This window comes from Parafrankia sp. BMG5.11 (assembly GCF_004337455.1).
Window position 1 is genome coordinate 44,800 of sequence record NZ_SJXI01000073.1, and the last position, 22,887, is coordinate 67,686.

The window sequence follows — 22,887 nt, forward strand, 5'->3', positions numbered from 1 at the left end:
CGGTCGCGGGCAGACTCGTTCACCGGAGGTGGTCGCGGCCCATGACGTCCGGATTCACGGCCGAGTCGTCCCGTCCCATGCTTACCGGCGAGGAGATCGAGAGGTTCGTCGCGGACGGATTCGTGCGGGTGGCTGGGGCGTTCAGCCGCGCGGTCGCCGACGCGGGCCGGGCGATTCTCTGGGAGACGATCGACGCCGATCCCGCGGACAGCGCGACCTGGACGCACCCTGTCGTCCGCGTGGGCGGGCGCGCCGACGAGCCGTTCCGCGCCGCCGCGTCCTCGCCGCGGCTGAGTGCCGCGTTCGACCAGCTCGTAGGCCCCGGGCGCTGGCTGCCCCGGGTCGGGCTGGGCACTTTCCCGATTCGTTTCCCGCACCCCGACGACCCGGGCGACACAGGCTGGCACATGGATGGCAGCTACGCCGCGGACGACCCGGCGCAGGCCGCGGCGACAGCGCCCTGGCCGTGGCTCAATGTGGCCTCACGCGGCCGTGCCCTGCTGATGCTCTTCCTGTTCTCCGACGTCGGCCCGGCCGATGCCCCGACCAGGATCAAGGTCGGTTCGCATCTGGACGTCCCGCGGTTCCTCGAGCCGCTCGGTGGGCGCGGGACGGACGTCCTGAGCCTGTGCCGGACGATGGACGCGGCCGGCCGGCTCGACGCCGCGGACCGTCCGACCGCGCTGGCCACCGGGCAGGCCGGGGACGTCTACCTCTGCCACCCGTTCCTGATCCACGCCGCGCAGGTGCACCGGGGGTCGACTCCCCGGTTCCTCGCCCAGCCGCCGCTCGAGCCCGACGGCCCGCCGCTCCTCGGCGACACGGATCTCCCCCGCTCTCCGGTGGAGCAGGCGATCCACCGCGGGCTGGGAGGCGACGACCCGGCGGCCTCCGGCTGAGCCGGCCGAGGCGGTTGCGGCGGTTGCGGGCCGGCTCTGACAGCCTGCGCTCAGGAGGCTTTGACCTGGCGGCGGAGCCTGTTCCGCGGGCGCGGGCTCACCGTTCCCGGCGGCGGCGCCGACGGAGCGACGAAGGCGGACGGGACGGGGAGCGGCACCGGCGGCGGCGGTGCGCAGTAGCCGTACTCGACCTGGCGCCGCCAGACGGTGAGTCGGCACTGCTCGCCGCTCACCGTCCAGGTGCGGCGCTCGGCGCGGTCCTCCACCTGTACGGGGCCGGTATTCGCGGGTTCGGCTGATCGTAGGTGCGCCCAGGAATGCGCGTCCTCCCACTCCGCGAACGTGCCCACGAGCTCACCGTCGCCGTCGAACACAAGAAATCGCCGGGTCATCGTCGTCCCGCCTCTCTTCTCACCGGCCGGCCGGGTCTTTTCGGCGGTCGGGTTGTCTCGCCGGTCGGAAGGTCTCGCCGGTCGGTGGGTCTCGCCAGCTGGTGGGTCTCGCCGCGCTTCACCGGACCCGGCGGATACCCGCCGGCGACAGGAAGGACAGCGGCGCGACCAGGTAGTCGACATAATGGTTCTCGACCGCGTACGCATCGGCGTCGGACGCGGAGTCGAAGGCGAGGACGATCCGGCGCGCCCGACGCGGACCGGCCGCGAAGAGGATCACGCCGAACATCGAGGAGGAGTCGGGGTCGTCAGCCTCCCCCAACCGCATCGTGGCCGGCCGGACGCGCCTGCCGCAATGACCCCTGCTGCGTGAGTAACGATTCATCGGGACTCCAGTTCCCAGTTCTGGCGGGGCGGCCGCGCGGGCGCGGCACCCGCCCCCGCGAAGGCGCTCCGGACGGATGTCGGTCACGAACCGGCCGGCGGCTGGGGCTGTCACCGGACACGGCATGGCCGAGACCATCGCCGGCCGACGGGCGGCACGGCGCACGGCAGCCTGACGGGCGGCACGGCGGGCAGCGGCCTGACGGGCGGCGGGCACGGTCACCGGGCCGACCGCACGGATCGACGGAGAGACCATGCCGACGTGGCAGGCCGACCCGATGGCGCAGCCCAACCTGATGTGGGCGGCCGACCCGCCGTGGCAGGGCGGGCGGCACCGGCTCACGGCCATCCATCCCGTCCCGACCAGCACCGACGCTCCCCCGGTAGGCCCCATCGTCGACAACATCTCACCCAGGGGCTCGATTTCGCCACTCAAGGTGAGCACCGCTTCTGCAGCATGGAGCTTGCACCACGCATATGCAAGCCCTTGTGTGTTGGTTTCACTACAGATTGCGCACTATCTATGTGATCAGATTGTGGATGCGTAACGGAATGCTCCACAACGGTTCCGGTGACCGGGAGGACGGGTGACGGCGAGGAACAGCGGTCCCACGGTGCGGCGCCGGCGGCTCGGCGCCGAGCTCCGCCGCCTGCGCGAGGCCGCGGGTGTGGACGTCGAGCAGGTCCGCGAGGTGCTGCGCTGCTCGGCGTCGAAGGTGAGCAGGTTGGAGAACGGGCGGATCCCGGTGCGCACGAGGGATGTGGCGGACCTGCTCCGGCTGTACGGGGTGACTGACGCCGACCACCGCGAGGCGCTGCTCGGCCTGGCCCGCGAGTCGCGGCGGCACGGTTGGTGGCAGGCCTACCAGGACGTGGTCCCGGCCTGGTTCGAGGTCTACATCGGCCTCGAGGCCGACGCTTCCTCGATCAGCGTGTACGAGCCGCAGCTCGTCCACGGCCTGCTGCAGACCGCGGACTACGCGCGGGCGGTGATGCGCGCGAGCAACCCGGAGGCGCCCGACGACGAGATCGAGCGCCGGGTGGCGCTGCGGCTCGACCGGCAGTCGCGGCTGCGCGGCGACAGCCCGCCCCGACTCTGGGTGATCCTCGACGAGGCGGTCCTACGCCGCCCGGTCGGCGGCGCGGCGGCGATGCGCGCCCAGCTCGAGTGGGTCGCGAAGACATCCGAACTACCGAATGTCACCGTTCAGGTGCTTCCCTTCGCAGCCGGGGCACATGCCGGTATGGGCAGCACATTCTCCGTTCTGGGATTCGCGGACGAGACGGATCACGATGTGGTCTACATAGAAAAAGGCGCCGGAAGCCTCTACCTGGAACGTCCGTCAGAAATTCGCCGCTATAGAGTCAGGTTGGATCACCTGATGGCGTCCGCTCTTGGCCCGGCGGACTCCGTGGCGTTGATTTCCGCTGTTTCGGAGGAGCTTCGATGAGGACATCCAGGAAACCGGCGGTCACCGACCCGGCCGCGCTCCCGTGGCGCAAGAGCAGTCACAGCGGCGGGGAGGGCGGCATGTGCGTCGAGGTGGCCGACGTCGACGGCGGTGTGGCGGTCCGCGACTCCGCCGACCCGCTCGGCCCGGTTCTGGCCTTCAGCAGCGCGGAGTGGGAGGCCTTCCTCGCCGGGGTCCACGACGGCGAGTTCGACCGCCCGCGCGCCCGCCGCTGACCGGCGGATCCGGACAGCCGGCGGGTGTCAAGCCGCTGACCAGCCGTTCTTCGGCTCTTGCGTAACCGGCTCACGTCGCGCACTCTGTAGATGTTCGTGCGGGCCGCGTTGTTCCAACGTCACGGTCGTGTCGATCGTGCGATGCCCGCTGAGGCCGAGCGCGGGCGCACGGTGCCCGTCCCGTCACGGAGGAGCGACGTCGTGATTGCCATCGAGCGGGTACCCGCCCCGGCCTGACCCGGCACGATCTGCCGGGCGGTCACCCCACGCCGGCTCCGTGACCGGGCCGCCTGCCCATCGCACACCGCACTTCCGACCAGCACCGACGGTCGCGTCGAGCCCGATCCAACTGCTCCGCTCGGTCCGCTCGGTCCGCTACAGCCCAGTCCGCTCAACAGTTCAACCCGCTCTACTGCTCAGTCCACTCAACAGCCCAGCCCGCTCGGCCCAGTCCGTTCCTTTGGATTCGCCCGTAGTACTCCACCTGTTCCCCTGGTACCGGGAGGTGATCGCCGTGGCCACCGCCACGACCAACCTGCTGAACACCCCGCTGAGCGATCCGCGTGCGGAGCGGGTCCGCCGCGCCGCGCTCGCCGCGTATGTGGACGGGAAGGTCAGCTTCGCGCAGGCGAACTCCCGGGTCAGCAAGGCGATCGAGCGCTTCGGGCACTGACCGCACGTCAGACCGCAGGTCAGGGACCGTGCGTCAGATGAGGTTCAGCCGCCGGTCCGCCATGCCGATCGTGAGGCGTTGGCCCCAGGTGAGAGCCACCGAGTCGGTCTCGATGCCGTCACCGAAGACGACCAGACGCTCGGATTCGACCAGCAACTCGAGCCGGACCGCTCCGACAAGGAGCCCCTCGGTGCAGGCCGTCCCCGTGGTCGGGGACGGCCACGCCTCACGGGTGAACCAGATCAGGGCGGGCGCCTCGCCGGCCGGCAGGTCCAGGGCACTGTACCGCTCGCGCCAGACGGACCGGCACCACCCGGTGCTGCCCGTGCCGGTGCTGACGATCAGGCCGGACGATGCCTGCCGCTCTGTCGTGACTCCGTCGTACCCGGGCGCGCGCAGGAGGTAACGGGCCGTCTGGTGGCCGGGGTCCCCGATGTAGACCTCGTTCAGGGCACGCACGACCTGTCCGTCGTCGGAGCGTGCCTCGACCATGGTGAGGTGGCGCAACGGGCCGCCGGCGCCGCCCGCGCCGCCCGCGCGCCGGAGCGCTTCGGCGACGGCCAGCAGGCGCCCGGTCTCGCCCGGCTGGTGCCGGACGAGCACGCCGGGGTTGCGCGAGGGATCGGCGTCGATGCCCACGACGGGCTGGTCGTCGACGTACTTGGCGACGTTGGCGACGAGGCCGTCCTGGCCGACACAGATGATCACATCCTCGGGGTCGAACAGGAAGCGGTCGAGGTCGGCGCGCTCCACCTCGCCGCGCCGCCAGCTCGGCGGCACCGCGGCGGCCACCTGGCGCCGCGCCGCCGTCTGGGCGGCGTGCCGGGCCTCCACCTCGGCCATGTCCCGGCCCCGCGACCGCAGGAAGAACTCCGCCTGGCCACGGGTGCCGTGGTGCTCCAGCAGCTCGGTGTACTCGGTGCGCCGGTGGACGATCACCGCGCGCGGGGCGAGGCTCACCGCTCGCCGCCGGCCGGGACGGCGGCCGTCAGGCCGGGCCGGGCGAAGCGGGCGAACGCCTCGGTGAGGACGTCCGGCGTGATGGTGAGGGCACCGATGTCCGGCAGGTGGTCGGCCAGGTCGCGCACGGCGAGGGCGACCAGCGTCGCCGTGTCCATGCCGGCCAGCGCGCCGACCCGGGCGGCCTCGGCGTCGGCCTCGGCCGCGCCGACCAGGCGGACCGCGTCGGCACGGGCGGCGGCCTCCAGCCGCACCCGCTCGGCCTCGGCGCGGGCCGCGGTCTCGGCCCGCTCGGCCTGCGCGGTGGCGCTGATCCGCGCCGCCGCCGCCTGCTCGGTCATCCGGCGTTGCTCGTTGGCGCCTTCCTGGACGACGAGCTGTTCCCCGCGGCGGGCCAGCTCGATTTTGCTCTGCAGCTCGTTCTCGCCGATCCGGCGCTCCTGCTCGACCGCCAGCGCGCGGCGGCTGTAGGTGGCGCGGTCGGCCTCAGTCTGGATCTTTTCCCTGGTAGGGGTGCCCAGTGCCTTCTCCACCTCCGGCACCGGCCGGATGGCGACGACCCGGACACCGACGAGCGCGATCCCGGTCTGGGCGAGACGGGCGTCGCCGCCGAGGCCCTGGCCGACGCGCTGGCGGACCGCCGCGACGCCGTCCACCAGGGCGTCGGTGAGCGGCATGCGGACGAGCTGGTCGGCGGCGTACTGCTGGGCGGTCTCCGTGATCATCTCGGCGAGCCGGGCGAGCGGGTCCTCGCGCCAGCTCCCCAGCTCGGGGTCGATGCCGAAGTCGAGACGGCTCGCGGCGAGCGCCGGGTCGGCGATGCGGAAGGTGACCGTCGACTGGACGGCGACGTCGGCGAAGTCCGCGGTCCGGGCGTGGAAGACGACCGGAAGCTCCCGGTCGTCCACCGGGACCTCGCTGATCACGGCCGTCCGCGGCCGGTACCAGAACACCAGGCCGACGCCCTCGTGGGCGACGGCGGTGCCCCGCTGGTGGCGGATGTACGCCGTCGGGGTGCCACGCAGGTGGCGCAGGAACAGAACACGGCTGATATCGGCCATCGCCGAACCTCCTCACACTCTTATCGTCGAACTGACGATAAGAGGGACTGTAGAGCCCTACCCCCCTTTTCGTCAACCTGACGAGATACCATCGCCGCCATGACCACGCCGCCCGCCGCCGGCTCCCGCACCGCGCCCGGCTCCCGCCCCACGCCCGGCTCCGGCACCCCGTCCGAGTCCGGCGCCACGCTCGACTCCGGCGCCGCGCCTGGTCCGGCCGAGATCCTCCCGGCCGAGATCGTCCCCGTTCCGCTGGCCGTGGATCTCGTGGTGCTCACCGTGCGCGATGACACTCTCTGTGTCCTTCTGGTGCGGCGCGGGATCGAGCCGTTCGCGGGGCGATGGGCTCTGCCCGGCGGGTTCGTCCGGCCCGACGAGGATCTCGACGCGGCCGCCGTCCGCGAGCTACGGGAGGAGACCGGCCTGGCGCGCTCCACCGGCCATCTCGAACAGCTCGCGACCTATGCGGACCTGGACCGCGACCCGCGCGGGCGGGTGGCCACGGTCGCGTACCTGGCGCTCGCGCCTGACCTTCCGGTTCCCGTCGCCGGCACCGACGCGGCGGCCAGCCGGTGGTGGGCGGTCACCGACATCCTGCGAGCCGGCTCGGACGGCGACTCGGGCGCAAACGGTACGGACGGCGGCACAGGCGAAGGCGCGGGGAGCGCGGACGGCGGCGCGGGCGGGGACGGCCGCGCGGTCGGCGGGATGACCGGGCTGGCCTTCGATCACGCCAGGATCCTGGCTGACGGGGTCGAACGTGCCCGTTCAAAGATCGAGTACAGCCCGGTGGCGACGGCGTTCTGCCCGCCAGAGTTCACCGTCGCGCAGCTTCGGCGGATCTACGAGATCGTCTGGGGAACCCGGCTGGACCCTCGCAACTTCCACCGTAAGGTCACCCGCACGGCGGGCTTCCTCGTCCCGACCGGACGGACCACAACGCGGGACGGCGGCCGTCCGGCCGAGCTCTTCACCCGCGGGGACGCCCGCCTGCTGCATCCGGCGATGCTGCGGCCGGAACCCGGAGACCGCTGACCCGCCCAGCACCGTGTGTCGCCCGGGACCAACGCCCCGGAACGGCTCAGGAGCACCGAGACGGAACAGGCAGCGCCAATGCGGTCGTACCTGTGGACTCGCTCACGCGATGCACACTTCAAGAAACCGTTAGTAACGCATCGCGTGCCGAGCGTGAGACAGTCGTTGTGGCCGGCCGCCCGGGTTCACCCCCCGATCGCCCGGGCGCCCGGCCGTCCATCCGAGTGAGGCGCACCAGCAGCCCCGGCCACGAGCCGGCGCCGGCAACAGCGACGTGCACCGGAAGGCCCAGGAACCGCAGCGGGCTCAGTGCAGGGCGGGCGGTTCCGCCGCGCGGGACACGTCCTGGTCGAGCGCCGCGCGACTGAGGGCCGCCGTCCAGCGGTGGAAGTCAATCAGTGATGCGCGCGGCTCCTGGCGCCACAGCGCCTGGGTCACGTAGGCGGACAGGCCGTTCGGGCCGACCCGGCGCAGCACGACCTCCAGGAGATCGCTCGGCAGATTGACCGAGACGACCCGGTACCCCGGATCCTGGTATCCCGCCGCATCGTCGAACCCCGAATCGTCCGCGTACACGCGATCCACCAATCCCGGCCGAGCGGGGCCGCACCTCGAACGCCTGCCGCGATGCCCTCACCGACCCACGGGCCCACGGGACATTTCGCCCATGAGCCCCATCCTGACTCAGCTCTGCGCACTCCGCAATGGGTCCATGACCACGCCGAACCTGTCGGCCGACCCGTGCGCGGGCGCGCCGCCCGGGGCGGTTCCGCCGCCGTCGTAGCCGGCTCCCGTCCCGGGAACAGCCCAGTCATCCTGGTCGGTGGCACCGTCGAGGGGACGATAGCCGTCCTCGTCGGCGGGGTCGTAACCGGCTCGGGGATCGACGACCGGCTCGTCCTCGACCGACCGGTTGGCGGCCATCCGGTCGCGGCCGAGCGCGCCGATGCCGGCGGCGACCATCACCAGCGAGACGACGAAGGCGAGCAGGCGCGGGCCGTCCGGCGCCGGCTCGTCGAACAGGGTCAGCCCCAGGGTCACCGGGAGGAACGCCGAGACCCCGCTGGTGACGGGGAAGGCGATGACCGCGGCCCGGCCCTGCAGGCCGCGCTGCTCCAGCCCGAGGGCCAGCACGGAGAACAGGATGAGGACGTAGGGCGTCGGCGTGGACAGCAGGTCGATGAGCGTCGAGTCGCTGTTGCGGCGTTCGTGCACCGCGAGCCCGATCTGGCGGGTGGCCAGGGTCGCGATGGCATAGCTGACCCCGGCGGCCAGCCCGAACCCCAGCGCGGCCCCGGCGACCTGCCGTTTCGCCGCGGCCAGGTTCGCGCCGAACGCGCACAGCAGCGAGAAGATCAGCCCGAGCACCAGGAAGGCGAGCAGGACGCCGTTGCCCGCCGGGCTGCCGACCTCCGCGTTGCGGTGGAAGGCGTAGGCGAGCAGCCCGACGCCGGCCACCATCAGGCCCACGCCGCTCCAGCCGACCCGGCTGATCTGTTCACCCAGCGCCCGGCGCGCGAGCAGGGTGAACACGATCATGTCGAGGGCCATCACCGGCGCGACGAGCGCGACCGGCGCCACCGACAGGGCGTAGACCTCCAGCAGGAACGAGCCGGCCTCAACCCCCAGGCCGATCAGCCACAACGGCCGGGTGGCCAGCCGGGCCAGCAGGCCGAGCCCGAGGCCGGTACCGGCTTCCTCCCTCCGGGCGGCCATCGCCTGTAGCAGCGGCGCGACCCCGTACAGGGCCGCCGAGACAATGGTCGTGGGCAGCCCGATTACGAGCGCCGTGTTCATGCGCGGCTCACCATCGCAGCGTCCCATCCGCCGACACGGGCGGCCGAGCCAGGGTGCGCCGCCCCAACGGCGGCGACCCCGGCGGCATCATCTCCCACAACGCGACGGCTCCCCCAGCACATCTCATGACGTATTGACTTTCATGGCACCTGGCCCACCCGCGCGCGCGGCATCACCAGTGGACGCCCAGTCCGATCTGGGCCAGCGCCGCACCGAATGCCTGCTCCCAGGCCTGTGGGCTGACGGCGACCCGCTGCGAGGGCGGCTTGACCCGGTCCAGACAGGCCAGGGCCGACCGGGTCAGGGACAGCGAGTCCGTACTGGTCACCTCGGCATGGCCGCGGTCGAGCTCCTTCTGCAGGTTGTCCCGCCCGTGGCCGGGGACGACGTCCATCAACAGCAGGTCGCGCCCGATCACGCGAGCCTCGCTGCACGTGTCCCCCGACGAGGTCACCACCAGGTTACTTGCGGCCATGAGCTCGGGAATCCGGTTGGTGAATCCGAACGGGATCACCCGGTGGTCGCGCTGCGCGAGGGCGGACAGCCGCGCGGCCAGCTTCTCGTTGCGGCCGGCGACGGCGAGCACCCACACCCCGGCCGCGGCGAGCGCCTCGGCGGCCTCGACCAACGGGCCGAGGCCCCACGATCCGGACATCAGCAGCACGCACCGGCTCTCCAGCGGGATGCCGAGATTGCCCCGGGCCTCCTCCTGGGTCGGCGGGTCGTAGAACGGCGTCCGCACCGGGGTCGGCACCACGGCGACCCGGGCCTGCGGGGCGAACCGGCGCACGTAGCGGGCCGCGGTCTGGGACGTCACCAGGAACAGGTCGGTGTTGTCCTGCACCCAGATGCGGTGCACGCAGCAGTCCGAGGAGAACACGGCCGTGGTCATCCCCGGAAACTCCGACTTCAGCCGGCTGACCGCCGCCGCGGCGGAGGCGAAGATGGAGATCACCAGGTCGGCCGGCTCGGCCCGGATGTCCTCGCGCAGCCGCGGCACGAGAAAGTGGCTGGACGTCCGCTCGATGGCCCGCGCCACCCGCCCGCCCGTGCGTAGCTGCGAGAAGTGCAGCGCGTCGTACACCCCCGGGACGGCGATCAGCCCACGGAAGGCGTTCTGCCCGAGCGTGCCGTTGCGGCCGTCCGTCATGCGCAGGCAGTCCGCGGTGCGGGTGTGGAACCCGCGGCGCTCCAGCGACGTCGCGCAGGCCTCGGCCATCACGTCGTGGCCCATTCCGAGGGAGCCGGAGAGCAGCAGCACGTTCCCGCGCCGAGACCCGGGCTCGCTCTCCGCCGTGACGTCGTCCATGATCCCCTCGATCCCGTCCATCTTCGACACGCTCATTCCGATGAGGTTGCGGAGACGCCGAGATCCCCGATCGACGGCGCAGTCACCGCGGGTGGCTGCCGGTTCGCCTGATACCACTCGATGTACTGCCGGACGCCCTCCAGGAACGGCGTCGTCGGGCGCCAGCCGAGAAGGCCGGCGGCCCGCTGCGCGGAGATCTCCCGGCCGCGGAAGTCCCCCGGCCGGGCTGGCATGTGCTCAATCTCCGTCCCGGGGAAGTGCCGCTGGACGGCCTGGGCCATCTCCAGCACGCTCACCGGCTCGTTGCCCTCCAGAGCGAGGGTGGTGTTCGCCGCGGAGTCGGCGAGCGCGAGCACGTGCGCGTCGGCCAGATCACGGACGTAGACGTAGTTGCGGAACTGCAGGCCGTCGCCGGCGACGGTCAGCGGCCGGCCGTGCACGGCGTTGTGGACGAACCTGGCCAGCACCAGCTCGTCACGCATGCCGGGGCCGTAGGGGATGCCGTACCGCAGGATCGTGAACGGGAGCCCGTAGGTCTGCTGGTAGCTGTGCAGGAGCAGCTCGGCCGCGAGTTTGGTCGAGGTGTACACGTGCCCGGCTCGCGCGAGCACGATCTCGGCGTCCTCGGTGAGCGGCGCGGGCCGCGGATGGTCACCGTGCCCGGCCGGAGCGGGGACGCTGCCCGCCGCGAGCCCGGACGGCTGCTCGGTCGGTTGCGCGGGCGGCTGAGCGGGCGGTTGCTCGGTCGGTTGCGCGGGCGCGTCGGCCACGGCGCCGTAGACCCAGACGGTGCTCGCGAACACGACGCGGCGCACGCCGGTGCGCCGGGCCGCCTCGCACACCTTGCCGGTTCCCTCCACGTTGAGGCGCACCGTGCGCACCGGGTCGGCGAAGGCGAAGTCGACGTTCGACATTCCGGCGATGTGAAAGACGACGTCCACGCCCGTGAACGCGTCGACGAGCGCCTCGAGCTCGAGAACGTCGATCTCGCGGTAGGCGGCACGCGGGTCGGGCCGCCTGCAGGTGCTCAGGTCAAGCGACAGCACCTCGTGGCCGGCGTCGAGCAGGCGGTCGACGACGTGACCGCCGATGAATCCGGATCCTCCCGTGACGGCTATCTTCATCGCCGGGCACCGTCCAGTTCCATTCCGTGGACGACGGCACGGAATGCCGAGATGACATGTTCGGCCTCGGCGTCGGTCATGTCGGAATGCAGTGGCAGGCAGACGTGCCGCGCGCAGATGTCCTCGGCCACCGGCAGCTGGACCTGCGCATACCGCTCGAACACCGGCTGCTGGTGCAGCGGGGCTTCGTACACCTCACCCGCCATGGAGACACCGTGTCCCTCCCGGATCTCCTTCTTCACCTGCGTCCGGTCGACGCCCCGGGAAAGAAGAACCGGGTACTTGTAGTAGTTGGTGACGCCGCCCTCGACCGCCTGCGGCCGTTCCACGCCCAGTTCGTCGATCGCCTGGTCGTAACGGGCCGCGACCCGGCGGCGGCGGGCCAGGAAGTCGTCGAGGTGACGCAGGTGGACGCGGCCGGTTGCGGCGTGCACCTCACTCATCCGCCAGGCGTACCCCTCGCGGATGTGAATGTTGCCGAGGAATCCCGCCTTGCCCTGGTCACGATAGAGGAGGGCTTCGTCGCGCAGCCGGTCGTCGGATGTGACGACCATTCCACCCTCACCGCACGTGATCAGCTTGGTCGGGTAGAAGGAGAACGACCCCGCCACCCCGAAGGAACCGGCGTGCCGGCCGGCGAGACTTGATCCGTGCGCGTGGGCCGCGTCCTCGACGAGCACGATGCCCCGCTCGTCGAGGAGGCCACACAGCTCGTCGATGTCCGGCGGAATCATGCCGCCGATATGCACGACGACGACGGCTTTCGTCCGCGGCGTGACGGCTGCGGCGACAGTCTCCGGGCTGAGCGCGAAGGTGTCTGCGTTCACATCGGCGAAGACCGGTGTGCCGCCGGCACGGAGAACCGCGAACGCGGTGGCAGCAAAGGTGTTCGTGGGCACGACGACATCGAATCCGCCCACGCCGATGCTTCTTAGGATGATCTCGAGGGCGGCCGTTCCGCTGTTCACGGCGACGGCGTGGCGCGCGCCGTGCATGGCCGCGAACGCCGCCTCGAATTCCTGGGTGTGCGCACCGAGAGTCAGGGCACCGGTCGAGAGGACCTCGGCCGCGAACGACGCGACCTCTGCGCGGTCTTCTGGCGAGAACACGATGCGCGCCGCGGGGACCTGCACCAGTTCAACCCCCCTAGGTCAACGAGCCTATTAGCTGTAGTCAGTCGCGCACGCAGCGCGAGCAGCTTCGAACGCTACCGGCTCGCCCCCGGACCGGCTCGCAACATCGCGAAACCTGACCATCCGAACTGGTCGAAACCAAAGGTCCGGTCCGCCCAGATCGCGTTGATTTGCACCGGACCCTGCCGTTGGCAGGCTACAGACCCCCGACAGGGGGTCGGCCGCTACTGCCGCGTCGATGCCGCGACAACCCCGTCGACACATCACCGCACGCCTTTTTCCTTCACCTGATCCCCACCGCAACGTAACCGTGCACAGTGTTTGCGCGACACACCGCAACCGAGGCCAGACGATTGCTACTCATCAGGATCAGTCGGGTTCGTGTTGTCATCACCAGGATGAACGCGGATCACCAAATGGGTAGGCCCGATCGGTGTCGGGCATCCGACGGCACGACAACTCCCCCAGGCGCTCACCCACCGCCCGGACATCTGCCTAACAGGCATCCGGCTGGCAGACGCCGAGTTGCCACCCACCCGCCCGACATACGCCCACAGACGGCCGGTAGCACGACGAGGCCGAGCGCTCACGGCCGGTGCGGGACGCGGCGGGGATGAGATCGGCTGCGCGCTCCGGGCCACACCCGGGGCAGCGCACGCGGATGCGGAACAATGCCCGGCGACAGGTTCCATCGGCATGCCACCGACATTCGGCACGGGGGGAAGAAGAAGTCCCGGCGATCGCGCGGCTCCTTGCGTACGGGGGGAACGCAAGGAGTGCGGAGATCGCCGGGACTTCCATTCACTTTACGACCCCCAGATGGCAGACGCGACAGGACTAAAGTCCCAACCCTGGCCCGAACCGTGGCCCGGCGGCGGGCTCACGCCTCCTCGAAGACGACCTCGCCGCGATCCGCGTCGAAGAACAGCCAGTTGGAGGGCCGCCCGATCGCCGGGCCCACGTTCACCACGACGGTGACCGGATCGGGCCCCGCGACGCGTACCGGCACCGGCACCCCGGAGACCACCGGGACGGACCGGACCGCTCCGGACCGCCCGGCGCCGGGGAACCGCGGCTCCCCGGCCCGCCCGCTCTCGGCCCTGGACTCGGGTTCGCGCTCGGGCTCGGGCGCGGGCTCGGCGCTCCAGCGGATCTCGAAGACGGCCCGGTGGTGGGTGTGCCCCACCAGCACCAGCGGGACGGCCGGCACGTCGCGGGCGCGGGGGACGAACGAGCCCGAGCCCGGATCGACATCCCAGCCGATCTGGTGGCCGTGCATCCCGACCGCGCAGTCCACATGGGTCATCGACACCCCGGACAGCAGCGGTGCCAGCAGCTCCGGCACCTGCTCCGGAGCGAGCAGGTCCCGGATCCGTTCCTCCTGGTTGCCCAGGATGCGCCGCAGGTCGGCGAGCTCGGCCCACAGCTTGGGGTCGGGATCGACGACCTCGTCGAGCGGCCAGAACCGCCCTGGATCGTGCCGGCGCATGGGCACCTTGGCCTCCAGGTAGTCACCCAGGCAGACCACCTCGTCGACACCGACCTCGTCGGCGGCGGCGAGGACCCGCCGCAGGGCCTTGCGTTTTCCGTGCAGGTCGGCCATGACCGCGTACCGCATGCCATCCAGCTTGCTCCGCAGGCGGGAGGCTGGACGGCGCGATCAACAGAAAGATCACATCGAGTGGACAGAGGAACAGCTCCGACTACCCGGAGGGGTCACCACAGGACCAGGCCAGGGCTGCCGAGGGACCAAAAAGAGCCAGTGGCGCGACCGGGTTGTCACGTTGGCCACACACGGGAAACACCAGGGTGCTTCACTGCCACCGTGCCGCGACCGGACGTACACGATGCGCATCGACATCTCGGGGTGCTGCCGGCCCACCCCTATTACGGTGGACCGCCGGTGGTCCCCGACGTCCGCGCCCGGGCGACGATCGCGCAGCTGCGCGCGGACCTGGACGCCGAGCGGACGTCCGCGGCCGTGGTGATCCCGAACTACGGCGTGCCGAAGCCATCGGTCGCCTTCGGGTTCAACGAGCTCTGTGTCGAGGCGGCCCAGGTGGACGAGCGGATCCTGGCCGGCCTGTGGGTCTCGGCGCGGCCCGAGGACACCGAGGCCACCGAGCGCGCGCTGGCACTGGCGGGCGAGCGGGGCGTGGTCGCCCTCAAGCTCAGCTTCCTGCTGGGCGGGGACGTCACCGACCCGGCCTGCCGGAGCCGGCTGGACCGGATCTTCGCCGTCGCCCGCGCGTACGACCTCGTCGTGCACGTCCACACCTCGCCCGGGGGTGCCGCCGACGTCGACCGGATGGGCACACTGGTCGACGACTACGCGGCCGAGGTCGCCGTCCATCTGGTCCATCTGGGCGGTGGCCCGAGTGGGCACATCAAGCTGATCGGCGGTCGCTTCTTCGACTGGGTCGCCGCCGGGCGCCGGGTCTACACCGACGCGAGCTGGGCGGTCGGCTTCGCGCCGCGGTGGTTCGCGGCGGAGGTGGCCCGCCGTGGCCTCGGCCACGACCGGCTGCTGTTCGCCAGCGACGAGCCGTGGAGCGACCACGAGGGCGAGCTCGCCCGGCTCACCGGTGCCATCGGCGACCCGGAGCTCGCCCGGAGGGTCCTCGCGGAGAACTTCCGCGACCTGTATCTGCGCGAACGGACACCGCGACCACACCCAGCGACTACTTGGTAACCGTCGGGCGGCCAAAATGTAAGTAGTCGATCACAACCGCCAGATTGAGACACACGGAGACCGAGACAGGAGCACGCATGGAGCTGACGGAGCTGGAGCGCCAGAGCCTTACCGAGGTTCCGCACCCCTCGCTGCCGCCCGGGAGCAACCTGTACGGCTCGACGAAGCTCTTTCCCGACTACCAGGCCGAGGACGGCGAGTCCTACCTGACGCTCGTCCACGGCATCGCGCACGAGTCGTCGGTGAGCTTCGTCGCGATCCTCCAGGCCACCCGGGCACTGCGCAAGGGCTTCGAGTCCGTCATCTACTTCTACGGGCCCGGCGCGATGAACTGCATGGCCACCCGCGGGTTCCCGCACACCGGCGACTCCGCGTTCGCCGGCGAGCACAACATCAACGCCCAGATCGAGACCTTCATCGAGGAGGGCGGCAAGGTCTACGTCTGCCGGTTCGGGCTCTCCCTGCACGGCCTGCGCGAGGAGGACCTCATCGAGGGCGTCATCCCCGCGCACCCGCTCGACATCCAGGACTGTGTCATCCATTACACCCGCAAGGGCGCGATCGTGAACTCGACGTACATGCTCTGACGCCCCGCATCCGGCTCCAGACGCTCCCGGCTCCGCACCGCCGGCTCCGCTCACCGCGGGCTCCAGCCACCGCAGGCTCCGATCACCGCGGGCGGCTGCCATCTGCCCCGCCCGGAGCCGGGACGTCCGGTGCCGGACGCACCGGCGTCCGGCCACACCGCACCCCAGCGACACCGCCCCCAGCCACAAGCATCGCGACACCTCCGCACCTCGCCAGTACCCGGCACCTCGGCGTACCGGGCCCCGCGGACATGGGCCCCGCAGGCATGGGCTCCCGCGCGTCCGCGCGCCGGCCGGCACCTCAGATGCCTCCGAACCTCAGATGCCTCCGAACTTCAGGTGCCTTCGAATGTCTCCACCCCGATATCTCCACCCCGATCTCCCGCCCAGGCCCACAGGCGCTGCCCCACCCGCGACCGGGCCGGGCGCGGATTCCCGACGGGAGACACAGATGAGAAACGGTCCGGCGGCCGAACACCGGCCTGACGACGGAGCCGAGGCCCCCGTGTGGGCCGAGGCCGCGGCCTGGCTCGGCGAAGCATCTGACCGGCCCGAACGGGCGGGCGGCCCCCTGGCCCCCGTGGGCGCCCGCCCGTCGGGCGGACTCGACCTCGCGGTCCGCAGCGCCGTCGCCGTCCGTGGGGTGCGCGTCGCCACCCCGGTGCGCCGCCGCGGCGGCGCCGGTCCGAGCGACGACGGCCACGTCGTCGTCGCGGGCCGGGGACTGGCCCTGCCGATCATCCCCAGCAGCCCGTACTCCGTCGACGCCGGCCGGCTGCTGCTCGACGGTGTCGACCTCGGCATCGAGGCCAGGCCGGTGCGCCGGCCGCGCTTCTACGACCTGAGCACCGCCGACGGCGTCCCCTACTCCCAGCTCGCCCGGCTGCACGGCGCGGACGTCCTGGCCACGACGGTGCTGCAGACGTGTGTGCGGTACCGGGAGCCGGAGCGCTGCCGGTTCTGCGCGATCGAGGAGTCGCTGCGGGCCGGGGCGACCACCCGGCTCAAGACCCCCGGGCAGCTCGCCGAGGTGGCGCTGGCCGCCGTGCGGCTCGACGGGGTGCGCCAGATGGTGATGACCACAGGCAGCACCGCCGGCCCGGACCGCGGTGCCTCGCTGCTCGCCGAGTGCGTGCGGGCGGTGACGGACGCCGTCCCGGGGCTGCCCGTCCAGGTGCAGTGCGAGCCGCCGGCCGACCCCGCGTTCATCGGTGAGCTGCGCGCGGCCGGGGCGAGCACGATCGGCATCCACATCGAGTCGCTGGACGAGGCCGTCCGGCAGCGCTGGACGCCCGGCAAGGCCACCGTCTCGGTGGAGCGGTACGAGCGGGCCTGGGCCGAGGCCGTCCGGGTGTTCGGCCGCAACCGGGTGTCGACATACCTGCTGATCGGGCTCGGCGAGGATCCGGACGAGCTGGTCGCCGGCGCCCGCCGGCTCATCGCGATGGGCGTGTACCCGTTCGTGGTCCCGTTCCGCCCGATGGCGGGCACGCTCGCCGAGCGTGACGGGGCGCGGGCACCCGAGCCCGCCCTCGTCGCGGATGTGACGGCCCGCGTCGCCGCCGAGCTGCGCGCGGCCGGCATGCGCGGCGCGGACCAGGGCGCGGGCTGCGCGGCCTGCGGGGCGTGCTCGGCCCTGCCCCAGGCCGGGGGGTGACCCTGATGTCCAGTCTGCTGTCGGGGGGGCACACGCCGATCCGGCACCGCACCGTGGACACACTGGCGATCTGGGGTGATCGCCGGGCGCTGGCGGGCCAGCCGCCGTACCGCGTCGAGCAGGCCGAGGATCTGGCCACCTTCACCGCCTACGCCCGTCTGCGGCGGGAGGTCTTCGTCGACGAGCAGGGCCTGTTCTCCGCGACCGTCGCCGGCGATCTGGACGAGGTCGACAGCGACCCGCGCAGCATCGTCCTGGTCGCCCGGGTCGTCGGCGGGCCGGATGACGGCACGGTGATCGGCGGGGTGCGGCTGGCGCCGATCTGGCGCGGCGAGGACATCGGCGCCTGGCAGGGCGGCCGGCTCGTCGTCGCGGCGGCCGCCCGCGGGCGCTACGCGGGGGTCGGTGCCGCGCTGGTCCGGGCGGCGTGCGCGCGCGCCGAGAACGAGGGGGTGCTGCGCTTCGACGCCGCGGTGCAGCCCGACCGGGCCCGCTTCTTCGGCCGGCTCGGCTGGATGATCGCCGGGACGACCACGGTCGCCGGCCGCCCGCACGTGCTCATGCGCTGGCCCATCAACCGGCTGGCGGCGGTGGCGGCCTCGATCAAGGCCCCGCTGGCGACCCTGCTGGCCGGGATGCGCCCCGGCGGCCCCGGGTTCGTCGGTGACGACGGGGCACCGGTGCCCGGCACGGACGTCGTCGCGGCCTGCGACGCGATCGTGCCGTCGATGGTCGAACGCGACCCCTACTGGGCCGGCTGGTGCGGCGTGCTGGTCAACCTCAACGATCTGGCGGCGATGGGCGCCCGGCCGGTGGGCATGCTCGACGCGGTGGCCGGCCCGACGGCGTCCCGGGTCGCCCGGGTGATCGGCGGGCTGCGGGCGGCGGCGGAGCGCTACGGCGTGCCCATCCTGGGCGGCCACACCCAGCTCGGGGTGGCGGCCGCGCTGTCGGTGACGGCGCTGGGCCGCTCCGAACGGCCGATCCCCGCCGGCGGCGGCCTGCCGGGGCACGCGGTGACCCTGACCGCCGACCTGGGCGGTGACTGGCGCCCGGGGTACTCCGGCCGGCAGTGGGACTCGACGTCCAACCGCCGGACGGCGGAGCTGCGCGCGCTGCTGGACCTGCCACGCCGGCACCGCCCGTGCGCGGCGAAGGACGTCAGCATGGTCGGGATCGTCGGCACGCTCGGCATGCTCGCCGAGGCGAGCGGGTGCGCCGCCGAGCTGGACGTGGCCGCGGTCCCCCGGCCGGCGGGCGCCACCGTCGGCGACTGGCTCACCTGCTTCCCCGGTTACGCAATGCTCACCGCCGACGTCGACGACCGCCCCGTTCCCGCGCCGAGCCCGGCGACGTCGCAGCGCTGCGGCCGGCTGCTCAACGGGACGGGAGTGACCCTGCGCTGGCCGGACGGTGTGCTGACCCCGGCGCTGTCCGGCCATGTGACGGGGCTGGGCCACGCGTGAGCGCGGACCGCGGGGATGGCGCGCACGGGGGGCCGGAGCCGGCCTCCCGCGCGGTGACGATCGCCGCGGTGACCGCGCCGTTCACCCGTGACCTGGACGAATGCCTCGCGGCGATCAGTCGGCTGGTCGACGGGGCCCGGCGGCGCGGGGTGGATCTCCTCGTGCTGCCCGAGGGGGCGCTCGGCGGCTACCTGCGGGCGCTGCCCCCGCGCGGGGACGATCTGGCCCCGCGCGGGGGGCCACCCGCCCTCGATCCGGACGGTCCGGAGATCACCCGGCTGGCGGCGATCGCCGGGGATATGGTGGTCTGCGCGGGATACGCGGAGCGTGACGGGCGGTACCGGTACAACAGTGCGGTGTGTGTGCACGGTGATGGCGTCCTCGGCCGGCATCGCAAGGTCCACCAGCCGCTCGGCGAGTCCCTCGCCTACGAGGCCGGCCGTTCCTTCACCGCGTTCGACAGCCCACTCGGCCGGATGGGGATGATGATCTGTTACGACAAGGCGTTCCCCGAGTCCGGGCGTAGCCTGGCGCTCGCCGGCGCGGACATCATCGCCTGCCTGTCGGCCTGGCCGGCCTCGCGTACCCACGCGGCCGACGACATCGCCGCGGACAGGTGGCGGCACCGCTTCGACCTCTACGACCAGGTGCGCGCGTTGGAGAACCAGGTCGTGTGGGTCTCGTCCAACCAGGCCGGCGCGTTCGGCTCGCTGCGCTTCGTCGGCAACGCGAAGATCGTCCATCCGGACGGCTCCGTGCTCGCCTCGACCGGCACGGACGCGGGGACGGCCGTCGCGACGGTCGACGTCACCGCGGCGCTGCGGGCGGCCCGCAGCGGCCTGAACCACCTGCGGGACCGCCGCGGCGCGAGCTACGAGAAGCAGTGCCTGCTCGCCGGTGAGCCCTACGACCCGCGGCGGGCCGCCCGCCCGGCGGCCCCCCGGCCCACGGCCGAGCACGGATCTCGCCCGTCCCGGCCCGCGGGACCGGCGCACTGATGCCCGACGCGATCATCATCGGCGCGGGGGCGGCCGGCCTGACCGCGGGCCTGCTGCTCGCGCGCCGCGGCTGGCGGGTCGACGTGCTCGAACGGGACGTCGACGACCGGCCCGGCGACCTGGCCGGCATCGACGACTGGCGCCGGCCGGGCGCGACGCAGACCTGGCACTCGCACGCCTTCCTGGCCCGCTGCCGGTCGCTGCTGGCCGAGCACGCCCCGGACGTCCTCGCCGCGCTGCGCGCCGCGGGCGCGCTCGAGGTCCGGCTCGCCGAGCACGCGCCGCCGACGCTGACCGGCCCCGCTCCGGCCGACGACGAGCTCGTCGTCCTCGGGTGCCGGCGGGCGGTGCTGGACTGGGTGCTGCGCGAGGTCGTCGCCACGCAGCCCGGTGTGACCGTTCGCTCGGGGACACGCGTCGTCGGCCTGCGCATCGAAACCGATCCCGCCCCGGCGGGGCCCGCGTTCTCGCGCGGGCCGGTGCGGGTCCGTGGCGTGCGGTTGGCTGACGGCTCCAGCCGTGACGCCGACCTCGTCGTCGACGCCGCGGGGCGGCTCTCGCCCGTGCGACGGTGGCTGGCCGACGCGGGCGCCGACCTGCCGGCGCCGGCCGAGGCCGACTGCGGCATCGCCTACTACTCGCGCTACTACCGGCGTAGCGGCCCAGCGCCGGACATCGCGCTCAACCGCGGTCACACCACCGGCGCCTCCTTCGACCGCTACTCCTGCCTGATGTTCCCAGCCGACGGCGACAGTTTCTCGATGACCTTCGGCGTGCTCCCCGAGGACACCGGCATCCGGGTGCTTCGGCACGGCGCGGCGTTCGACGCGGCGGTGCGGTCCATCGAGATGTTCGTCCCGTGGCTGGACCCCGGGAACGTGCGGCCGGTCTCGCCGGTCACCGCGATGTCGCACCTGGCCAACCGGCTGCGGCCGCTGGTCGCGGACGGGCGTCCGGGCGTGCTCGGGCTGCTGGCGATCGGCGACGCGGCGGTCATCACCAATCCCGCTCACACCCGCGGGGTCTCGCTCGCCGTGCTCGGCGCCGTCCGGCTGACGGAGGTCGCGAGCGGGCTGCGTGACCCCGCCGAGCGGGCGCTCGCCCTGGACGAGTCGATGCGGGCGGAGCTCGCGCCGTGGTTCGAGGACTCGTGCGCCCAGGACGCGGCCCGGCTGCTGCGCTGGCGTCCCGAGCAGCCGGTCGTGCCGCAGGCGCGGGGTGCCGAGCCCGCCGAGGGCGCGCCGCCGACCGGCTACACGCCCTGGCCGGCGGCCCCGGCCGGCGGTGCGGGCGCCGCGCGGCCGGCCGGCGTCACGAACGGCGAGGCCTACCTCGCCGCGCGCCGCGACCCGGAGATCTGGCACCGGTTCACCCGGCTGCAGAACCTGCTCGCCGCCCCGTCCGACGTGCTGGGCGACTCGGGGTTCGCCGCGCGGGTCCGCGAGATCCTGGCGACGGGCTGGCGGCCCGCGGGCGTACCCGGGCCGAGCCACGACGACCTGGTCGGGCTGGCCACCGACGCGCTCGCCCGGGTCGGTGCCCCGGAGCCCCGGTGAGCGGGAGCGCGGCAGGCGGGAGCGCGGTGAGCACAGGCGCGGTGAGCGGGAGCACGGCGGGCGACCCGCTCTCGGTGGCGCTGCTGACCTACTCCACCCGGCCCCGCGGCGGGGTGGTGGCCACCCTCGCCCTGGCCGAGGCACTGGCGCGCGCCGGGCACCGCGTCAGCCTGTGGACGCTGGCCCGCGGCGGGGACGCCGGCTTCTTCCGCCCGGTCGACCCGGCGGTCGAGGTGGTGGCGGTGCCGTTCCCGGAGGTCGCCGACGAGACGGTCGGGGAGCGCATTCTGCGCTCGATCGCCGTCCTACGGGATGCCTTCGAGGCGTTTCCCGGCGGGTACGACATCGTGCACGCCCAGGACTGCATCACCGCGAACGCCGTGGCCGACTGCGTCCGCACTGTCCACCACCTGGACACCTTCACCACCCCCGAGCTCGTCGCCTGCCATGAGCGGGCGCTGCGCCGACCGTACGCGCACGTGTGCGTCTCGGCGGCCGTCGCGGCCGAGCTGGCCGCCGGCTGGGGGATCACCGCGACGGTGATCCCGAACGGCGTCGACGCGGCCCGCTTCACCGCGGCTGCCGGCCCGGAGGCTCCCGCCCGCGCGGCCCGCGGGCACTGGCGTGCCCGGCTCGGCCGGTACGTGCTCGCCGTCGGCGGGATCGAGCCGCGCAAGGGGACCGCCGACCTGGTCGAGGCGTTCGCGCTGCTGCGGGAGCGGGTGACGCCGGTCTCCCTCGTCGTCGCCGGTGGGGAGACCCTGTTCGACTACCGCGGGTACCGCGAGCAGGTGCTGGCCCGGGCCGCGCAACTCGGCGTCGAGCCCGTCATCCTCGGGCCGGTGGCCCACGAGGAGCTGCCCGCCCTGGTCGCGGCGGCGAACGTCTTCGCGTTCCCGTCCGCGAAGGAGGGGTTCGGGCTGGCCGCGCTGGAGGCGCTGGCCGCGGGTGTCCCGGTCGTCACCCGTGACCTGCCGGTGCTACGCGAGGTGCTGGCCGCGGCCGGGGACGCGGTGCGCTTCGCCTCGACGCCGACCGAGTTCGCGGCCGCGCTGGAGGCGTTCCTCGACTCCGCGGAACGGCGGCCGGCCGCGGGCGCCGAGCAGCCGCGGGCGGGAGCGGGCGCCGGACATCCGCGGGTGGCGGGCGGGCGGGCGGTCGCGCGAGGGTACAGCTGGGCGACCGCGGCCGACCGGCATGTCGCCCTTTACCGCGAACTGATCAGAACACAGGCCACCGGACGGCCGACGCGCCGAATCAGTGTCACCACAGATAAATCATCCATCTCATTGTAAGAATTTAATGACGGAAAGCGACATCTCCGGCCCGGATCCGGTCCGGACGGTCCCCCAGGGTGCCGAATCGACTCTGCTCCGTCCGCCGCGGCGAGTCGGAAATCCGACGAATGCGTCACGGTGCCGATGGACCCCGGCCGCACCGCGTCCACGGTGTTTCATCGAGGATGCGGCGGTCGCCG

Annotated in this window: 22 protein-coding genes; 12 read left to right on the forward strand and 10 right to left on the reverse strand. The window is 72.8% G+C overall.

The genetic code is table 11. The annotated features are described in order from the left end of the window. The first annotated feature begins 41 nt into the window (after positions 1-41). Complete coding sequence (locus E0504_RS37865) at positions 42-899, forward strand: phytanoyl-CoA dioxygenase family protein (protein WP_235014013.1); 858 nt, start codon at positions 42-44, stop codon at positions 897-899. Between the two features lie 50 nt (positions 900-949). On the opposite strand, the gene E0504_RS37870 is transcribed toward E0504_RS37865, so the two are convergent. Further along, the gene (locus tag E0504_RS37870; RefSeq protein WP_112106486.1) at positions 950-1,291 is read right to left on the reverse strand and encodes a hypothetical protein; all 342 of its coding nucleotides are present in this window, start codon (positions 1,289-1,291) and stop codon (positions 950-952) included. 118 nt (positions 1,292-1,409) lie between these two features. Further along, positions 1,410-1,676 (reverse strand): hypothetical protein, encoded by a 267-nt coding sequence (locus tag E0504_RS37875; RefSeq protein ID WP_243657800.1) that lies wholly within the window; start codon positions 1,674-1,676, stop codon positions 1,410-1,412. A 586-nt stretch (positions 1,677-2,262) separates the two neighbouring features. On the opposite strand from E0504_RS37875, the gene E0504_RS37880 reads away from it, so the two are divergent. From E0504_RS37880 to E0504_RS50790, 3 genes are all read left to right on the forward strand, one after another. Further along, positions 2,263-3,126 (forward strand): helix-turn-helix transcriptional regulator, encoded by an 864-nt coding sequence (locus E0504_RS37880; RefSeq protein WP_112106487.1) that lies wholly within the window; start codon positions 2,263-2,265, stop codon positions 3,124-3,126. Next, entirely contained in the window at positions 3,123-3,362 is a 240-nt protein-coding gene (locus E0504_RS37885) for a DUF397 domain-containing protein (protein WP_071059760.1), read from the forward strand. Before E0504_RS37880 ends, E0504_RS37885 begins: the two co-directional genes overlap by 4 nt. A 514-nt stretch (positions 3,363-3,876) precedes the next feature. Next, entirely contained in the window at positions 3,877-4,035 is a 159-nt protein-coding gene (locus E0504_RS50790; RefSeq protein ID WP_018500571.1) for a hypothetical protein, read from the forward strand. 33 nt (positions 4,036-4,068) lie between these two features. Here the strand turns inward: E0504_RS50790 and E0504_RS37890 are convergent, their stop codons facing one another. Both E0504_RS37890 and E0504_RS37895 read right to left on the reverse strand, forming a co-directional pair. Beyond that, the gene (locus E0504_RS37890) at positions 4,069-4,995 is read right to left on the reverse strand and encodes an NAD(+)/NADH kinase (RefSeq protein WP_112106488.1); all 927 of its coding nucleotides are present in this window, start codon (positions 4,993-4,995) and stop codon (positions 4,069-4,071) included. Next, positions 4,992-6,056 carry an SPFH domain-containing protein gene (locus E0504_RS37895; RefSeq protein ID WP_071059762.1) on the reverse strand — a complete coding sequence of 355 codons (1,065 nt, stop codon included), beginning with the start codon at positions 6,054-6,056 and terminating at the stop codon, positions 4,992-4,994. Before E0504_RS37895 ends, E0504_RS37890 begins: the two co-directional genes overlap by 4 nt. Positions 6,057-6,155: 99 nt before the next feature. On the opposite strand from E0504_RS37895, the gene E0504_RS37905 reads away from it, so the two are divergent. Beyond that, positions 6,156-7,091 (forward strand): NUDIX domain-containing protein, encoded by a 936-nt coding sequence (locus tag E0504_RS37905; RefSeq protein ID WP_235014014.1) that lies wholly within the window; start codon positions 6,156-6,158, stop codon positions 7,089-7,091. A gap of 306 nt (positions 7,092-7,397) precedes the next feature. On the opposite strand, the gene E0504_RS37910 is transcribed toward E0504_RS37905, so the two are convergent. The 6 genes from E0504_RS37910 to E0504_RS37935 form a co-directional block, all read right to left on the reverse strand. After that, a complete protein-coding gene (locus E0504_RS37910; protein ID WP_020572301.1) occupies positions 7,398-7,667 on the reverse strand; it encodes a hypothetical protein in 270 nt (89 codons plus the stop codon). A 108-nt stretch (positions 7,668-7,775) separates the two neighbouring features. Beyond that, positions 7,776-8,888 carry an EamA/RhaT family transporter gene (locus tag E0504_RS37915; RefSeq protein WP_112106489.1) on the reverse strand — a complete coding sequence of 371 codons (1,113 nt, stop codon included), beginning with the start codon at positions 8,886-8,888 and terminating at the stop codon, positions 7,776-7,778. A gap of 172 nt (positions 8,889-9,060) precedes the next feature. Further along, positions 9,061-10,233 (reverse strand): glycosyl hydrolase, encoded by a 1,173-nt coding sequence (locus tag E0504_RS37920; protein WP_071059765.1) that lies wholly within the window; start codon positions 10,231-10,233, stop codon positions 9,061-9,063. Continuing rightward, entirely contained in the window at positions 10,230-11,321 is a 1,092-nt protein-coding gene (locus E0504_RS37925) for an NAD(P)-dependent oxidoreductase (protein WP_112106490.1), read from the reverse strand. The genes E0504_RS37920 and E0504_RS37925 overlap by 4 nt, the downstream gene beginning before the upstream one ends. After that, a complete protein-coding gene (locus E0504_RS37930) occupies positions 11,318-12,454 on the reverse strand; it encodes a DegT/DnrJ/EryC1/StrS aminotransferase family protein (RefSeq protein WP_071059767.1) in 1,137 nt (378 codons plus the stop codon). The genes E0504_RS37925 and E0504_RS37930 overlap by 4 nt, the downstream gene beginning before the upstream one ends. 880 nt (positions 12,455-13,334) lie before the next feature. Continuing rightward, the gene (locus E0504_RS37935) at positions 13,335-14,072 is read right to left on the reverse strand and encodes a metallophosphoesterase (protein WP_112106491.1); all 738 of its coding nucleotides are present in this window, start codon (positions 14,070-14,072) and stop codon (positions 13,335-13,337) included. Between the two features lie 207 nt (positions 14,073-14,279). On the opposite strand from E0504_RS37935, the gene E0504_RS37940 reads away from it, so the two are divergent. The 7 genes from E0504_RS37940 to E0504_RS37970 all read left to right on the forward strand — a co-directional run bounded on the left by E0504_RS37940 (position 14,280) and on the right by E0504_RS37970 (position 22,705). Beyond that, a complete protein-coding gene (locus E0504_RS37940) occupies positions 14,280-15,146 on the forward strand; it encodes an amidohydrolase family protein (RefSeq protein WP_112106492.1) in 867 nt (288 codons plus the stop codon). A 77-nt stretch (positions 15,147-15,223) separates the two neighbouring features. Continuing rightward, a complete protein-coding gene (locus E0504_RS37945; protein ID WP_071059770.1) occupies positions 15,224-15,733 on the forward strand; it encodes an MSMEG_0572/Sll0783 family nitrogen starvation response protein in 510 nt (169 codons plus the stop codon). Positions 15,734-16,184: 451 nt separating this feature from the next. Continuing rightward, the gene (locus tag E0504_RS37950; protein ID WP_112106493.1) at positions 16,185-17,390 is read left to right on the forward strand and encodes an MSMEG_0568 family radical SAM protein; all 1,206 of its coding nucleotides are present in this window, start codon (positions 16,185-16,187) and stop codon (positions 17,388-17,390) included. A 5-nt stretch (positions 17,391-17,395) separates the two neighbouring features. Then, positions 17,396-18,856: an MSMEG_0567/sll0787 family protein gene (locus E0504_RS37955; protein WP_071059817.1), complete on the forward strand. Its 1,461-nt coding sequence runs from the start codon at positions 17,396-17,398 to the stop codon at positions 18,854-18,856. Beyond that, on the forward strand, positions 18,853-19,854 hold the full coding sequence (locus E0504_RS37960) for a carbon-nitrogen hydrolase family protein (protein ID WP_112106494.1): 1,002 nt from the start codon (positions 18,853-18,855) through the stop codon (positions 19,852-19,854). The genes E0504_RS37955 and E0504_RS37960 overlap by 4 nt, the downstream gene beginning before the upstream one ends. Beyond that, positions 19,854-21,410 (forward strand): NAD(P)/FAD-dependent oxidoreductase, encoded by a 1,557-nt coding sequence (locus E0504_RS37965; RefSeq protein WP_112106495.1) that lies wholly within the window; start codon positions 19,854-19,856, stop codon positions 21,408-21,410. Before E0504_RS37960 ends, E0504_RS37965 begins: the two co-directional genes overlap by 1 nt. Before the next feature lie 41 nt (positions 21,411-21,451). Then, complete coding sequence (locus E0504_RS37970) at positions 21,452-22,705, forward strand: MSMEG_0565 family glycosyltransferase (protein ID WP_112106526.1); 1,254 nt, start codon at positions 21,452-21,454, stop codon at positions 22,703-22,705. The last annotated feature ends 182 nt before the right edge of the window (positions 22,706-22,887 follow it).

Bases quoted from the DNA above. Each gene is read 5' to 3' on its own strand.
- E0504_RS37865 (WP_235014013.1), top strand. From the start codon at position 42: ATGACGTCCGGATTCACGGCCGAGTCGTCCCGTCCCATGCTTACCGGC.
- E0504_RS37870 (WP_112106486.1), bottom strand. From the start codon at position 1,291: ATGACCCGGCGATTTCTTGTGTTCGACGGCGACGGTGAGCTCGTGGGC.
- E0504_RS37875 (WP_243657800.1), bottom strand. From the start codon at position 1,676: ATGAATCGTTACTCACGCAGCAGGGGTCATTGCGGCAGGCGCGTCCGG.
- E0504_RS37885 (WP_071059760.1), top strand. From the start codon at position 3,123: ATGAGGACATCCAGGAAACCGGCGGTCACCGACCCGGCCGCGCTCCCG.
- E0504_RS37895 (WP_071059762.1), bottom strand. From the start codon at position 6,056: ATGGCCGATATCAGCCGTGTTCTGTTCCTGCGCCACCTGCGTGGCACC.
- E0504_RS37905 (WP_235014014.1), top strand. From the start codon at position 6,156: ATGACCACGCCGCCCGCCGCCGGCTCCCGCACCGCGCCCGGCTCCCGC.
- E0504_RS37915 (WP_112106489.1), bottom strand. From the start codon at position 8,888: ATGAACACGGCGCTCGTAATCGGGCTGCCCACGACCATTGTCTCGGCG.
- E0504_RS37920 (WP_071059765.1), bottom strand. From the start codon at position 10,233: ATGAGCGTGTCGAAGATGGACGGGATCGAGGGGATCATGGACGACGTC.
- E0504_RS37925 (WP_112106490.1), bottom strand. From the start codon at position 11,321: ATGAAGATAGCCGTCACGGGAGGATCCGGATTCATCGGCGGTCACGTC.
- E0504_RS37935 (WP_112106491.1), bottom strand. From the start codon at position 14,072: ATGCGGTACGCGGTCATGGCCGACCTGCACGGAAAACGCAAGGCCCTG.
- E0504_RS37945 (WP_071059770.1), top strand. From the start codon at position 15,224: ATGGAGCTGACGGAGCTGGAGCGCCAGAGCCTTACCGAGGTTCCGCAC.
- E0504_RS37950 (WP_112106493.1), top strand. From the start codon at position 16,185: ATGAGAAACGGTCCGGCGGCCGAACACCGGCCTGACGACGGAGCCGAG.
- E0504_RS37955 (WP_071059817.1), top strand. From the start codon at position 17,396: ATGTCCAGTCTGCTGTCGGGGGGGCACACGCCGATCCGGCACCGCACC.
- E0504_RS37965 (WP_112106495.1), top strand. From the start codon at position 19,854: ATGCCCGACGCGATCATCATCGGCGCGGGGGCGGCCGGCCTGACCGCG.